The organism is Serratia sp. 121840015-1 (genome assembly GCF_053627655.1).
Window position 1 is genome coordinate 237860 of sequence record NZ_JBSEYF010000006.1, and the last position, 13863, is coordinate 251722.

The 13863-nt window shown below is 62.1% G+C and carries 13 protein-coding genes; 8 read left to right on the plus strand and 5 right to left on the minus strand.

Translation table 11 applies throughout. From position 1 onward, the window contains the following. Both ACUXAC_RS22745 and rsmD read right to left on the minus strand, forming a co-directional pair. Nucleotides 1–273: a DUF1145 family protein gene (locus ACUXAC_RS22745; RefSeq protein ID WP_004934327.1), complete on the minus strand. Its 273-nt coding sequence runs from the start codon at nucleotides 271–273 to the stop codon at nucleotides 1–3. After that, entirely contained in the window at nucleotides 263–883 is a 621-nt protein-coding gene (rsmD, locus tag ACUXAC_RS22750; RefSeq protein ID WP_060424175.1) for a 16S rRNA (guanine(966)-N(2))-methyltransferase, read from the minus strand. The genes ACUXAC_RS22745 and rsmD overlap by 11 nt, the downstream gene beginning before the upstream one ends. Nucleotides 884–1125: 242 nt before the next feature. On the opposite strand from rsmD, the gene ftsY reads away from it, so the two are divergent. The 4 genes from ftsY (at nucleotide 1126) to rpoH (ending at nucleotide 5519) form a co-directional block, all read left to right on the plus strand. Further along, nucleotides 1126–2724 (plus strand): signal recognition particle-docking protein FtsY, encoded by a 1599-nt coding sequence (gene ftsY, locus ACUXAC_RS22755; RefSeq protein ID WP_421115355.1) that lies wholly within the window; start codon nucleotides 1126–1128, stop codon nucleotides 2722–2724. A gap of 5 nt (nucleotides 2725–2729) precedes the next feature. Beyond that, the gene (ftsE, locus tag ACUXAC_RS22760) at nucleotides 2730–3401 is read left to right on the plus strand and encodes a cell division ATP-binding protein FtsE (protein WP_004934337.1); all 672 of its coding nucleotides are present in this window, start codon (nucleotides 2730–2732) and stop codon (nucleotides 3399–3401) included. Continuing rightward, nucleotides 3391–4344: a permease-like cell division protein FtsX gene (gene ftsX / locus ACUXAC_RS22765; protein ID WP_033636680.1), complete on the plus strand. Its 954-nt coding sequence runs from the start codon at nucleotides 3391–3393 to the stop codon at nucleotides 4342–4344. The genes ftsE and ftsX overlap by 11 nt, the downstream gene beginning before the upstream one ends. Nucleotides 4345–4661: 317 nt before the next feature. Further along, the gene (gene rpoH, locus ACUXAC_RS22770) at nucleotides 4662–5519 is read left to right on the plus strand and encodes an RNA polymerase sigma factor RpoH (protein WP_038874147.1); all 858 of its coding nucleotides are present in this window, start codon (nucleotides 4662–4664) and stop codon (nucleotides 5517–5519) included. 63 nt (nucleotides 5520–5582) lie between these two features. Here the strand turns inward: rpoH and ACUXAC_RS22775 are convergent, their stop codons facing one another. Genes ACUXAC_RS22775 through panM form a run of 3 tightly spaced genes read right to left on the minus strand, consistent with a single transcriptional unit; the run spans nucleotide 5583 to nucleotide 9251 of the window. Continuing rightward, nucleotides 5583–7601: a hypothetical protein gene (locus tag ACUXAC_RS22775; RefSeq protein ID WP_421115357.1), complete on the minus strand. Its 2019-nt coding sequence runs from the start codon at nucleotides 7599–7601 to the stop codon at nucleotides 5583–5585. 43 nt (nucleotides 7602–7644) lie between these two features. Continuing rightward, entirely contained in the window at nucleotides 7645–8862 is a 1218-nt protein-coding gene (locus ACUXAC_RS22780) for a DUF3142 domain-containing protein (RefSeq protein ID WP_421115356.1), read from the minus strand. Next, the gene (gene panM / locus ACUXAC_RS22785) at nucleotides 8859–9251 is read right to left on the minus strand and encodes an aspartate 1-decarboxylase autocleavage activator PanM (RefSeq protein ID WP_149571833.1); all 393 of its coding nucleotides are present in this window, start codon (nucleotides 9249–9251) and stop codon (nucleotides 8859–8861) included. The genes ACUXAC_RS22780 and panM overlap by 4 nt, the downstream gene beginning before the upstream one ends. A 405-nt stretch (nucleotides 9252–9656) precedes the next feature. Between panM and ACUXAC_RS22790 the strand changes: the two genes are divergently transcribed. From ACUXAC_RS22790 to livG, 4 genes are all read left to right on the plus strand, one after another. Further along, nucleotides 9657–10772: a branched-chain amino acid ABC transporter substrate-binding protein gene (locus tag ACUXAC_RS22790; protein WP_025304902.1), complete on the plus strand. Its 1116-nt coding sequence runs from the start codon at nucleotides 9657–9659 to the stop codon at nucleotides 10770–10772. 117 nt (nucleotides 10773–10889) lie between these two features. Beyond that, nucleotides 10890–11816 (plus strand): high-affinity branched-chain amino acid ABC transporter permease LivH, encoded by a 927-nt coding sequence (livH, locus tag ACUXAC_RS22795; RefSeq protein WP_038874154.1) that lies wholly within the window; start codon nucleotides 10890–10892, stop codon nucleotides 11814–11816. Further along, nucleotides 11813–13096, plus strand: a complete 1284-nt coding sequence (locus ACUXAC_RS22800; protein WP_060441197.1) for a high-affinity branched-chain amino acid ABC transporter permease LivM — start codon at nucleotides 11813–11815, stop codon at nucleotides 13094–13096. The genes livH and ACUXAC_RS22800 overlap by 4 nt, the downstream gene beginning before the upstream one ends. Continuing rightward, complete coding sequence (gene livG / locus ACUXAC_RS22805; protein ID WP_025304904.1) at nucleotides 13093–13863, plus strand: high-affinity branched-chain amino acid ABC transporter ATP-binding protein LivG; 771 nt, start codon at nucleotides 13093–13095, stop codon at nucleotides 13861–13863. Before ACUXAC_RS22800 ends, livG begins: the two co-directional genes overlap by 4 nt.

Below are 13863 nucleotides of genomic sequence, written 5' to 3' on the forward strand. Positions count from 1 at the left end.
TCACTTTTTCTTGATGGGCGGCTGTTTCTTCTGCCAGGCCAACAGCTCGAACACGCCAAAGATAAAGATCTTGGCTTCTTGCCAGTAGCTGATCGGCTGATCCTTCGGCTGGGTGGATTTCAGCAGCACCAGCTGCAGGCCGTGCATCACCACCATAAAGAACAGCGCCACGTCGATGAAATACTTTAGCGGCTTGGGAAACGGATGGAACAGGTTAGAGAGCAGGAAGCCCCACACGCACAGCATCAGCAGGCGGCCCAGATTAATCAGCATGGTCGGTTTTCTCTTGCGAACGAATATAAAGGCGATAGGCCACCTGGCCGGCGACTTTCTCCCGGTGCAGCTGCCAGCTGGCAGGCACGTCCGCCGCGGCGCTTTCCGCCTCGGCTTCTACATAGATCCAGGCCTCGTCGGCCAGCCAGCCTCGCTGCTCCAGCAACAAGGCGGTCTCCGCCAGCAGGCCTTTGCGAAACGGCGGATCGAGAAACACCACGTCAAACGGTTGGCCCTCGCCCGCCAGCCAGCTCAGCGCGTTGGTGTTGATAACCACCCCTTTGCCCTGCAGCAGCGCCAGATTTTTTTCCAGCTGCTGCGCCACCGGCCGTTCGAATTCCAGCAGCGTGGCGCTGCCGGCGTAGCGCGACAGCGCTTCCAGCCCTAATGCGCCGCTGCCGGCGAAACAGTCCAGACAGCGCGCGCCCTGAATCACCGGCGCCAGCCAGTTGAACAGGGTTTCGCGCACCCGATCGGTGGTGGGGCGCAGCCCCGGGCTGTTCGGCACCGGAAGCTTGCGACCGCGCCATTGGCCGCCGATGATGCGGATCTGTCCGGCTGCGGCCTGGGGCGGTTTTTTGGCCGTCGCCCGTGGCGAGAGTCTTGTCATAAGCGTTGTTTGATTTCTTTTGCGGCGCGGGGCCGCAGAGGTTAACGAAAAGTTGCCCCTATTCTACCGGTGACGGGCGTCGGGGGGAACGGTAAAACTTTGTTGTCTGATTTCACACCGGAAAGCATGCCGGATGCGTGTTGCTGCGCGAGGGAAAGTGATAGACTCGGCGGATTATTGTCAGCATATATCCTTCAGGTATGTAGGGTAAGCGAGCCTTCGGTACGGAGTAGAGTCATAACATGGCAAAAGATAAGAAACGTGGGTTTTTCTCCTGGCTGGGCTTTGGCCAGAAGGAAAAGGAAGAAGAGCAACAGCAACCTGAGCAGCCGGTAGAGCAGGCGGAGCCTCAGGCCGCGGAGACGCCGGCTGAACCGGCTGCCGCCAAGCTGGATGACAAGCTCCCCGCCCAGGAATCTGAACCTGCCGCCTCCGTCGACACCCCGGGAGAGTGGGATAACGGTCAGGCCGGCGAACAAATCGCGGAGAACCTGCCGGCGGCGGCCGAACACCCAACGGCGCAAGCGTTGGCCGAAGAGATTGTCAGCGTGACCGAGCAGGTGGTGGCGCAGCAGCAGCCGATCGTCGAGTCAGAGCCGGTCGTCGAACCTGAGCCGGTCGTCGAGCCAGAGCCAGTTGTTGAACCTGAGCCGGTCGTTGAGCCAGAGCCAGTTGTTGAACCTGAGCCGGTCGTTGAGCCAGAGCCAGTTGTTGAACCTGAGCCGGTCGTCGAGCCCGAGCCGGTTGTTGAGCCTGAGCCGGTCGTCGAACCTGAGCCGGTCGTTGAGCCCGAGCCGGTTGTTGAACCTGAGCCGATTGTTGAGCCCGAGCCGGTCGCCGAACCTGAACCGGAGCCGGAAGAAGAAGAGCTGCTTGAACCTGTAGCGCCGGCCGCTGCGCAAGAGCAGGAGCGCCCGACCAAAGAAGGCTTCTTCGCTCGCCTGAAGCGCAGCCTGCTGAAGACCAAGCAAAACCTTGGCTCCGGCTTTATGGGGCTGTTCCGCGGTAAAAAGATCGACGACGACCTGTTCGACGAGTTGGAAGAACAGCTGCTGATCGCCGATGTCGGCGTGGATACCACGCGCAAGATCATCACTTCCCTGACCCAGCACGCCAGCCGCAAGCAGCTGAAAGACGCCGAAGCGCTGTACGGCAAGCTGAAGGAGGAAATGTCCGGAATTCTGGCCAAGGTCGATCAGCCGCTGGATGTCAGCGGGAAAACCCCGTATGTCATCCTGATGGTCGGCGTGAACGGCGTGGGTAAAACCACCACCATCGGTAAGCTGGCGCGCCAGTTCCAGGCGGAAGGCAAGTCGGTAATGCTGGCGGCGGGGGATACTTTCCGCGCCGCGGCGGTAGAGCAGCTGCAGGTGTGGGGCGAACGCAACCGCATCCCGGTGGTGGCGCAGCATACCGGCGCGGATTCCGCTTCGGTGATCTTCGATGCGGTGCAGGCTGCCAAGGCGCGCGGCATCGATGTCTTGATCGCCGATACCGCCGGCCGTCTGCAGAACAAATCGCACCTGATGGAAGAGCTGAAGAAGATCGTCCGCGTCATGAAAAAACTGGACGACCAGGCCCCCCATGAGGTTATGCTGACGCTCGATGCCAGCACCGGCCAGAATGCGGTCAGTCAGGCGAAATTATTTAATGAGGCCGTGGGCTTAACCGGCATCACGCTGACTAAACTGGACGGTACCGCCAAGGGCGGGGTGATCTTCGCCATCGCCGATCAGTTCGGTATCCCGATTCGCTATATCGGCGTCGGGGAAGGCATCGAAGATTTGCGGCCGTTTAAGGCTGACGATTTTATTGAGGCACTTTTTGCCCGAGAGGATTAATACGGATGATTCGCTTTGAACAGGTCAGTAAAGCTTATCTGGGCGGACGGCAAGCGCTGCAGGGGGTCGATTTCCATCTGCGCCCGGCGGAAATGGCGTTTCTGACCGGCCATTCCGGCGCGGGGAAAAGTACCCTGCTGAAACTGATTTGCGGTATCGAACGGCCCAGCGCCGGCCACATCTGGTTTGGCGGCCACGACATCAGCCGTTTGAAAAACCGCGAGGTGCCGTTTCTGCGTCGGCAGATCGGCATGATCTTCCAGGATCACCATCTGCTGCTGGATCGCACGGTGTATGACAACGTGGCGATGCCGCTGATCATCGCCGGCGCCAGCACCGAAGACATCCGTCGCCGCGTCTCCGCCGCGCTGGACAAGGTCGGTTTGCTGGATAAAGCGAAAAACTTCCCGATTCAGCTGTCCGGCGGTGAGCAGCAGCGCGTGGGCATCGCCCGTGCGGTGGTGAACAAGCCGGCGGTGCTGCTGGCGGATGAGCCGACCGGCAACCTGGACGACGCGCTGTCGGAAGGCATTCTGCGCCTGTTTGAAGAATTCAACCGCGTCGGCGTCACCGTATTAATGGCGACGCACGACACCGGGCTTATCGCCCGCCGTAATTACCGCATCCTGACGCTGAGCCAGGGCCGCATGCAAGGGGGCGCTCACCATGGCCAATAACGCAAAAACCGCCAAGAGCAAGGCGCTGCGCGGCGGCTGGCGCGAACAGTGGCGTTACGCCTGGATGAACGCCATCAAAGACATGCTGCGTCAGCCGTTGGCGACGCTGCTGACGGTGATGGTGATCGCCATCTCCCTGACGCTGCCGAGCGTGTGCTACATCGTGTGGAAAAACGTCAGCACCGCGGCCAGCCAGTGGTACCCGACGCCGCAGCTGACGGTCTACCTGGATAAGTCGCTCGATGACGACGCGGCGCTGAAAGTGCTCGATGCCATCAAGGCGGAAGCCGGCGTGGAGAAGGTGAACTACCTGTCGCGTGAAGAAGCGCGCGGCGAGTTCCGCAACTGGTCGGGCTTTGGCGGCGCGCTGGACATGCTGGAAGAGAACCCGCTGCCGGCGGTGGCGATCGTCACGCCGAAGATGAGCTTCCAGAGTTCGGACACCCTCAACACCCTGCGCGATCGCGTAGCGGCGGTGCAGGGCGTGGAAGAAGTGCGTATGGATGACAGCTGGTTTGCCCGCCTGGCGGCGCTCACCGGGCTGGCGGGCCAGATCGCGGCGATCATCGGCGTGCTGATGATCGTGGCGGTGTTCCTGGTTATCGGCAACAGCGTGCGTCTGAGCATCTTCAGCCGTCGCGACACCATCAATGTGATGAAGCTGATCGGCGCCACCGACGGCTTTATCCTGCGGCCGTTCCTCAACGGCGGGGCGATGCTGGGCTTTGCCGGCGCGCTGCTGTCGCTGGTGCTCTCAGGCGCGCTGGTGTGGCAGCTGGAGTCGGTCGTCGCCGGGGTAGCCAAGGTATTCGGCACCACCTTCACCCTGCACGGGCTGGGCTGGGACGAGGCGCTGCTGCTGCTGATCATCTCCGCGATGATCGGCTGGATCGCCGCCTGGCTGGCGACAGTGCAACATTTACGCCGATTTACACCACAGTAAGATTTTTTTGGTATACTCTTCTCCTGCTGCTTTTGATCGCGTTGCGGGAGAAGAGTGACCTCAAGCGAAGTCAGCACCACACCTCTCTTCTTAGCGCACAAATTCCCTATCGGCCTGCACCCTCGTCACGTATTGTCAGCAACAATGCTTGCAAAAAAGGGTGAACTTATAGGGCGGAGTACGGTCAAAAATTGCAGCAAATGTTAAGGTGCCCGGCGTGTGGAACCGCTTTTGCTTCAGCAACTGCCGTAGAATCAATCATTTCCCCGCTGTAATAATCACCTGCATGATTTTGTATTCTCATAGAGAGGGTTTGAATGACCAAAGAAATGCAAACTTTAGCCTTAGTACCCCAAGGTAGCTTGGAAGCCTATATCCGGGCAGCCAACGCCTATCCGATGCTGACGGCAGAGGAAGAGCGGGAGCTGGCTGAACGGCTGCATTATCAGGGCGATCTGGATGCCGCTAAGCAGCTCATCCTGTCTCACCTGCGCTTTGTCGCTCATATTGCCCGCAACTATTCAGGCTACGGTCTGCCGCAGGCGGATCTGATTCAGGAAGGTAATATCGGCCTGATGAAAGCCGTTCGCCGCTTCAACCCTGAAGTCGGCGTGCGTCTGGTTTCCTTTGCGGTGCATTGGATTAAGGCGGAAATCCACGAGTACGTATTGCGCAACTGGCGCATCGTGAAAGTGGCGACCACCAAAGCGCAGCGCAAGCTGTTCTTTAACCTGCGCAAAACCAAACAGCGTTTAGGCTGGTTCAACCAGGACGAAGTGGAGCTGGTGGCCCGCGAGCTGGGCGTCACCAGCAAAGACGTGCGCGAGATGGAATCTCGCATGGCGGCGCAGGACATGACCTTCGATCCGACTCCGGACGACGAGGCCCGCGATGGCCAGGCGATGGCGCCGGTGCTGTACCTGCAGGACAAGAGCTCGGACTTCGCCGAAGGCATCGAGGAAGATAACTGGGAAAGCAACGCCGCAGACAAACTGGCCTATGCGCTGGAAGGTCTGGACGAGCGCAGCCAGCATATCATCCGCGCCCGTTGGCTGGACGACGACAACAAGTCGACGCTGCAGGAGCTGGCCGATCAGTACGGCGTTTCCGCCGAGCGTGTGCGCCAGTTGGAAAAGAACGCCATGAAGAAATTGAAAATGGCGATTGAAGCCTGAGTCGATGCGATATTCGAAAAAAAAGCCCGGCAAGCCGGGCTTTTTCATGCCTGAAATTCGGCGTTATGGCGCAACAGTGGCGAAGTCCGGCGCCGGGCAGTCGTAGCCGAATTTTGCCGCCCACGGGTAGCGGGTGCCGGTGTTGATGTAGCGCTGATAAAGCGCCCGACCGGTCTTGGCGTCGCGCTTGATAACCCAACTGGCGGCGTTACACAGCACGGCGGCGTAGGCCTGGCTTTTCGGCGGCAGCAGATCGGCCGCCTGCTGCGCCAACCCCACGGCCTGCCAGCGATAGTGCAGGAAACGGTTGTCCTGCGCCGGCAGCGCCGCCTTGGCGCGCGCCGCTTCTGCGCTGTCTATCCAGCTTTTGTGCTTCAGCTCGCGAGTATCGAACGCATCCCCCAGATAGGAATAGCCGGCGCCATAGATGGCGTAGTCCGGCGTCATCTCATAGCCGGTAAACTCCAGCCCCTGGGCGCGTAGCAGGTTGGCGGCGCGATAGTAAGCCTGTGCGCGCGTCAGCGGCGCGGCGGACTTGTCCTTGGCGGCCTTCAGCTCGTCGGCATACTGCTGCGCCGCCTGGCGGTAGTTGGGGATATCGAAGTAGGCCTGCGCCTCTGCGGCCCGCCCGGCGCGCATCAAGCGCCGCGCCAACAGTTCGCGCAGCTGCACTTCCGGCGTGATCTGCTGGCCGCCGTAGTCGTCCGGGTTAACCGGCTTGAGCGGCGTCGTCGGCGCCGGGGCGTGCTTATCGACAAAGCCTTTCAACTCATCGACGGTCAGCACCCGCTCCGCCACATCGGCCACGTCGGCCCAGTAGATCGCCTTGCCGCGATACAGCAGGTCCATCGCCTGCAGATAGTCGCCGCGGTTCAGCGCCAGGATAGCCTGTTCGCCGGCCACCCGGCACTCGGGCACGATGGTTTCCGCGACGAAGTCGGCGTTGCGCTGTTCGCCCCAGCTTTCGTCGGCGGGGAATGCGCTTGCCGCCTTGGCATAGGCGGCGGTGGCAGCTTTCACGTCACCGTCACGCAGCGCCATTTTGGCGCGCAGCCACCACGCCAGGCCGCTGTCGCCGGCGTTTTTCAGCAGGCTGGCCGCCATCGGGTACTGCCCGGAACGGTAGGCCAATGCCGCCAGCCGATCGCTGCCGGCGAAGCCGCTTTTCACCGTGCCGTCCAGCAGCGTCAGGATCTGGCTGATGATCTGTGCGGAGCGGCCGTTGCCGTCGGTATCCGCCATCTGCAGGTTGCCGCTGCGGGCGAACAGTTCAATGGTCACCAGCTGTTGGATTAAGGGATCGCCGATAACCTGTTTCAGCGTTTCCAGATGGTCGGGATTGACCAGGAAACTGGAGACGTACTGCAGCGACTGCCCGCCGCTCGGATCGCCCTGCGCCGCCTGCTGTGCGTACAGGTGGGCGGCGGGAGCGACGTCACCCAGCCACAGGTGGATGCGCGCCTGCTGCCCGAGGCTGCTCAGCGCCAGCTGATCGGGGTCGGCGGCGCCGCTTTTCACCCGATCGATCACTTGCTGGAACGCCGCCAACGCCTGTTCAAGTTCGGCTTTAGGCGGATGCTCGGCGGCGGGCGCCGCTTCACCCGATTCATTCATCGGCGTGCCGTGGTCATTCATCAACACCCGCCCAAGCGAATACTGCGCCCGCAGTCCCCAGTCGCCCTGTTCGGCGGCCGGCAGCTTCAGCACCTGCTGGAAATACTCTGCGGCGCGCGGATCGTGGTTGGCGAAAGCGACGGCGCCCAGTTGATAAAGGCGCGCGGCGTTGGACAACCCCTGAGTATTGACGGCGTCAGCCTCTTCCACCGTTTTGGCGGCGCGCATTTTGCCGATTGCCACCGTTTCCGGCGACTGCGGCATCGGTTTCGGCGGCATCGGCGGCGGGGGGGCTTGCCAGTGCGGCAGCTGCTTATCCGCCGGCACCAGTCGGCCGGCTTCGAAGGCGAAATTGCCCTCCGGCATATACAGCAGGGTGCCGTTGCGGTCGATCAGCAGCCGGTTAGGAAAATCCGGACCGCAGGCATAGCCGTTCAGCGGCAGCGCCAGCGCGGCGCCGATCAGCATGGCCAGCGGAAGAAGGCGGCGGGTGTTCCGTGCCGCGCGCGAATCAAGGTGTGACAAGGGTGCCTCCTGGCGTCAGTTGTTGGCAGCGCAGCCAGCCCAGCGGCCGGGATTGCCCGGCGCGCAGCTGGTCGCCGCTGATGCGGATAAAGCGTTGCCGTTGCGGTGCGGATTCCAGCCGGTAGTTGCCGACCGCGTCCGCTGCCAGGCAGTCGTCGGCGCGGATGACCACCTCTTGCGGCAGCGGGGCGTCCACCGGCCCGTTGTTATGAATTATCAGATCATACAGCCCGTTTTGCTGTGGCTGAGGCCTAAATTTTACCTGCCAGTCGACGTTCAGCGGCCGCCGTTCGATCACCGCTCGCAGCGTGGCGAGCGACCAGGCGCGCCGATCGTCCACCAGCGGCAAGCGAAACCAGATAATGCCGCGCAGCCGGGGCGGCGTTTGCTGCGCCAGCGTCTGCAGAAAATCGGCGATCTGCTGCGGCGCTACCGTCAGCTCGCGGCCGTTGCCCGCCACGCGCAGCGAGGATTCGCTCTCCACCTGCGCGCCCTGCGCATCAAACCCCAGCAGCGCCATGCCGTAGGCCGGCAGCGCGACGCGAAACGGCTTCGGTGTGACGGCGGCGTACTGCCGCACCCAGCGCAGCGCCAAGGGGCCGTCAAACAGCCCCTGCTGCGGCGAGAGCACCGCATGCACCTGCAGGACGGAGCTGTCGGCCTGCTGCAGTACGCCGGGCAGAGCGGGTGAGCCGATCCAGGCCGGCAGGGCGGTGATGCCGAGTTGCAAAGCGGTGGGCAGCCGTTGGCGCAGCCGCTGTAGAAAGCGTTGGTAGTCCGGCAGGTGGGCGGTGGCGGCGTCATGATCGATCTCGACGCCGGTGACGGGCAGCCCGGCCGCCTGCCAGCGTTGGGTGAGCGCCAGCAGACGCTGGATAATGGCTTCTTGGTCCAGCTGCGGCAGCTGGCCGTCGAGGCGTGCTACCAGCCAGAGCGGGCGGCCGTCCTGCTTCAGCAGGCTGAGATCGGCTGGGATCTCCCGCCAGCCCTCGCGCGGATGTACCTGTAGCGCCAGCACCCGCAGCCCACCGAACAGATCGCGGCTGTGCGCCAGCGCATCGGCGTGCTGCGGCGTCCAGACCCGCTGCCAGACATAAACCTGCTGATCCCAGTCTGAGGCCAGGCGCAGCGCCTGCTGGCGCCCGAGGAGCGCGGCCGCCAGCCCCAGCGCAATCAAGACCAGCGCCGCCAGCCGGCGTTTCATTTTTGCCAGAGATCGCCCTGCGGTGCGAAGCCGCAGGCGCGCATGAAGTTATCGACTTCCCCGCGTTCGCGCGGCGCCAGGCCGGCGGTCGACAGCTGCCAGTGGGCGGCCTGCGGCAGCTGACGCTGCGCATCCTGCACCAGGTAAAGACCGACGCCACGGCGGCGCGTCACTTCGCGCACCAGCAGGTCCTGCAGTTCGGCGCGGTCGTCCTGCAGCGCGATTTTCACCGCCCCCAGCAGCCGCTCGTTGAAGCGGGCGGCGAATAGCGCCTTGCCGTCGCTCAGCCAGCTCTGCCACTGTTCCGGCTGCTGGTGCGGCCAAATTTTACCGAGGTCGATAAGGTCTTGCGGGGACAGCGCGGTCAGGCGCTCGATGGTCAGTTTCATGCAGAATTTCCGCGCAGCTAAATGATGCCGACAGTGTAATAGATCTTGTGCAGAGCGTTGTGTAAGTTTTTCTGTACGATTACTGTGCAATATGTTTTTTGCACGGGGCATTTTCCGAGTAAATAGTTAGTAAACGGATTGTTAACCAGCACAACGCACTACGCCTCAAGGTAAAGAGCGCAGATTTAATTCGAATTTTATCCTGTTTACACCGCTTGTTTCTGCCGGATGAAGTTGATTTGCAGAAGAAAATTCCTGTTTAATGGTATGAAAAATAAAGTCTTATTAGAAAATAATGCCGATAAAACGCCTAAATCATTATTACTTATAACAAAAGCGGTCAATAACGATCGGGCGCAGGCAAACACAACAGGTACGTTCACAACGACAGATGGGGATTTGCGGATGAAATTAACAACAGGTAAGGCACTGCTGGCGGGTTGTATTGCGATGGCCATGAGCCAGGCGGCCATGGCGAAAGACATCAAGGTGGCGATCGTCGGGGCGATGTCCGGCCCGGTCGCGCAGTATGGCGACATGGAGTTTACCGGCGCGCGCCAGGCGATTGCCGACATCAACGCCAAGGGCGGCATCAAGGGCGACAAGCTGGTCGGCGTGGAATACGACGACGCCTGCGACCCGAAACAGGCGGTTGCGGTCGCCAATAAGGTGATCAACGACGGCATTCGCTACGTGATCGGCCACCTGTGCTCCTCGTCCACCCAGCCGGCGTCCGATATCTATGAAGACGAAGGCGTGATCATGATTACCCCGGCGGCCACCAACGCCGATCTGACCACCCGCGGCTACAAGATGATCCTGCGCACCACCGGCCTGGACTCGGATCAGGGCCCGACCGCCGCCAAATACATCCTCAGCGACATCAAGCCGAAGCGCATCGCCGTGGTGCACGACAAGCAGCAATACGGTGAAGGCCTGGCCCGCTCGGTGCGCGACAGCCTGAAAAAACAGGGCACCGAAGTGGCGATGTTCGAAGGCATCACCGCCGGCGACAAAGACTTCTCCACCCTGGTGGCGCGCCTGAAGAAAGAAAATATCGACTTCGTGTACTTCGGCGGTTACTACCCGGAAATGGGCCAGATCCTGCGTCAGGCCAAGCAGGCCGGGTTGACCACCCGCTTCATGGGGCCGGAGGGCGTGGGCAACTCCTCGCTGTCCAACATCGCCGGGGCCGCTTCGGAAGGCATGCTGGTGACGCTGCCGAAACGCTACGACCAGGTGCCTGCCAACCAGCCGATCGTCGATGCATTGAAAGCCAAGAAGCTGGATCCGACCGGCCCGTTCGTCTGGACCACCTATGCCGCACTGCAGTCGCTGACCACCGGCATGGAGCGCAGCGGCAGCCAGGAGCCGGCGGATATCGTCAAGGATCTGAAAACCGGCAAGCCGGTGGAGACCGTGATGGGGCCGCTGACCTGGGATGACAAGGGCGATCTGAAAGGCTTCGAGTTCGGCGTGTTCGAATGGCATGCCAACGGCACGTCCACACCGATCAAATAAGCCATAATGATTAGGGTGGGGCGCAGCCCGCTGCGCCCGGCGGGTCGGCTTGCCGGCCCCGTCTCCCTTTACCCGCCGGTTCTCCGCCGGCGGGTTTCGCAGCCAAGGGTTCAGAGTATGTCAGAGCAGCTCCTCTATTTTCTGCAGCAGATGTTCAACGGCTTAACGTTGGGCAGCACCTATGCATTGATCGCCATCGGTTACACCATGGTTTACGGCATCATCGGCATGATCAACTTCGCCCACGGCGAGGTGTACATGATCGGTAGCTATGTCTCCTTTATCGTCATCGCCGCCCTGATGATGCTCGGTATCGACGTCGGCTGGTTGCTGATCGGCGCCGCGTTCCTGGTCTCGATCGTCATCGCCAGCGCCTACGGCTGGAGCATCGAGCGGGTGGCCTACAAGCCGGTGCGCAACTCCAAGCGCCTGATTGCGCTGATCTCGGCCATCGGCATGTCGATATTCCTGCAAAACTACGTCAGCCTGACGCAGGGCTCACGCGATCTGGCGCTGCCCAGCCTGGTGACCGGCCAGTGGGTGCTGGGGGAAAGCAACGGCTTCGCCGCCACCATCAGCACCATGCAGCTGATCATCTGGCTCGTGACCTTCCTGGCGATGCTGGCGCTGACGCTGTTTATCCGTTATTCGCGCATGGGCCGCGCCTGCCGCGCCTGTGCGGAAGACCTGAAGATGGCCAGCCTGCTGGGCATCAACACCGACCGGGTGATCTCGCTGACCTTCGTCATCGGGGCGGTGATGGCGGCGGTGGCCGGGGTATTGCTCGGCCAGTTCTACGGCGTCATCAACCCTTACATCGGCTTTATGGCCGGTATGAAAGCCTTCACCGCCGCGGTTCTGGGCGGTATCGGCAGCATTCCCGGCGCGATGATCGGCGGCCTGGTGCTGGGCGTGGCGGAAGCGCTGACCTCCGCCTACCTCAGCACTGAATATAAAGACGTGGTGTCGTTCGCGTTGCTGATCGTGGTGCTGCTGATCATGCCGACCGGCATCCTCGGGCGTCCGGAGGTTGAGAAAGTATGAAACTCAATCTGCTCAATGCGCTGATCGCCACGGCGGTGCTGTTCGTGATGGCGTCATTCCTGATGGGCATGCAGCTTAGCCTGGACGGCACCAAGTTGGTGGTGCACGGCGCGGCGGAAGTGCGCTGGATGTGGATCGGCATCGGCTGCGTCATCGTCTTTTTCTTCCAGCTGTTGCGCCCGCTGCTGCAGCAAGGATTGAAAAAAGTCTCCGGCCCGGCGTTCGTGCTGCCGAGCTTCGACGGCACCACGCCGCGGCAAAAGCTGCTGGCGGCTCTGCTCATCGTCGCGGCGGTCGCCTGGCCGTTCCTGGTCTCGCGCGGCACGGTGGATATCGCCACCCTGACGCTGATCTACGTGATGCTGGGCCTCGGCCTCAACGTGGTGGTGGGCTTGTCCGGTCTGCTGGTGCTCGGCTACGGCGGTTTCTACGCCATCGGCGCTTACACCTACGCGCTGCTGAATCACTATTACGGCCTCGGCTTCTGGGAGAGCCTGCCGCTGGCGGGCATCGTCACCGCCGCCTTCGGCTTCCTGCTCGGTTTCCCGGTGCTGCGGCTGCGCGGCGACTATCTGGCAATCGTGACGCTCGGCTTCGGTGAGATCGTGCGCATCCTGCTGCTGAACAATACCGAGATCACCGGCGGACCGAACGGCATCAGCCAGATCCCGAAACCGACCTTCTTCGGCCTGGAGTTCAACCGCAGCGTGCGCGACGGCGGCTGGGATACCTTCCATAACTTCTTCGGCCTGAAATACGATCCGAGCGATCGCATCGTGTTCCTGTACCTGGTGGCGCTGCTGCTGGTGGTGCTGACGCTGTTCGTCATCAACCGCCTGCTGCGTATGCCGCTGGGGCGCGCCTGGGAAGCGCTGCGCGAAGACGAGATCGCCTGCCGCTCGCTGGGTCTCAGCCCGACGCGCATCAAGCTGACCGCTTTTACCATCAGCGCCGCTTTCGCCGGGTTTGCCGGCACGCTGTTCGCCGCGCGCCAGGGGTTCGTCAGCCCGGAATCCTTCACCTTCGTCGAATCGGCCTTCGTACTGGCGATCGTCGTGCTGGGGGGCATGGGCTCGCAGTTCGCGGTCATTCTGGCGGCGATCCTGCTGGTGGTGTCGCGCGAGCTGATGCGCGATCTGAATGAATACAGCATGTTGCTGCTGGGTGCGCTGATGGTGCTGATGATGATTTGGCGGCCGCAGGGGCTGTTGCCGATGAAACGGCCGCAGCTGAAGCTGCAGGCGGCGGACATTCACGCGGGCAAGGGGGAGCAGGCATGAGCGTTCAACCTTTGCTGCAGGTGGAGGGCCTGTCGATGCGTTTCGGCGGGCTGCTGGCGGTCAACAACGTGGCGTTGACGCTGAACGAAGGTGAAATCGTGTCGCTGATCGGCCCCAACGGCGCCGGTAAGACCACGGTGTTCAACTGCCTGACCGGTTTTTACCGCCCGACCGGCGGCACCATCAAATTGCGCGATCGCCACCTGGAAGGGTTAGCGGGGCAGGCCATCGCCCGCATGGGGGTGGTGCGCACTTTCCAGCACGTGCGGCTGTTCCGTGAAATGACGGTGATCGAAAACCTGCTGGTGGCGCAGCATCAGCACCTGAAAAGCGGCGTGTTTGCCGGGTTGCTGAAAACCCCGGCCTTCCGCCGCGCCGAAGCCGAAGCACTGGCGCGCGCGGCGGAGTGGCTGGAGCGCGTCGGCCTGCTGGAAATGGCCAACCGCTCGGCGGGCAACCTGGCCTATGGGCAGCAGCGGCGGCTGGAGATCGCCCGCTGCATGGTGACCCGGCCGGAGCTGCTGATGCTGGATGAACCGGCCGCCGGCCTCAACCCGAAAGAGACCGACGAGCTGGATCACCTGATCGTCGAGCTGCGCGATCGGCATAAGGTATCGGTGCTGCTGATCGAGCACGACATGAAGCTGGTGATGGGCATTTCCGACCGCATTTACGTGGTGAATCAGGGCACGCCGCTGGCGCAGGGCACACCGGCGGAGATCCGCAACAACCCGGACGTGATCCGGGCTTATTTGGGCGAAGAATAA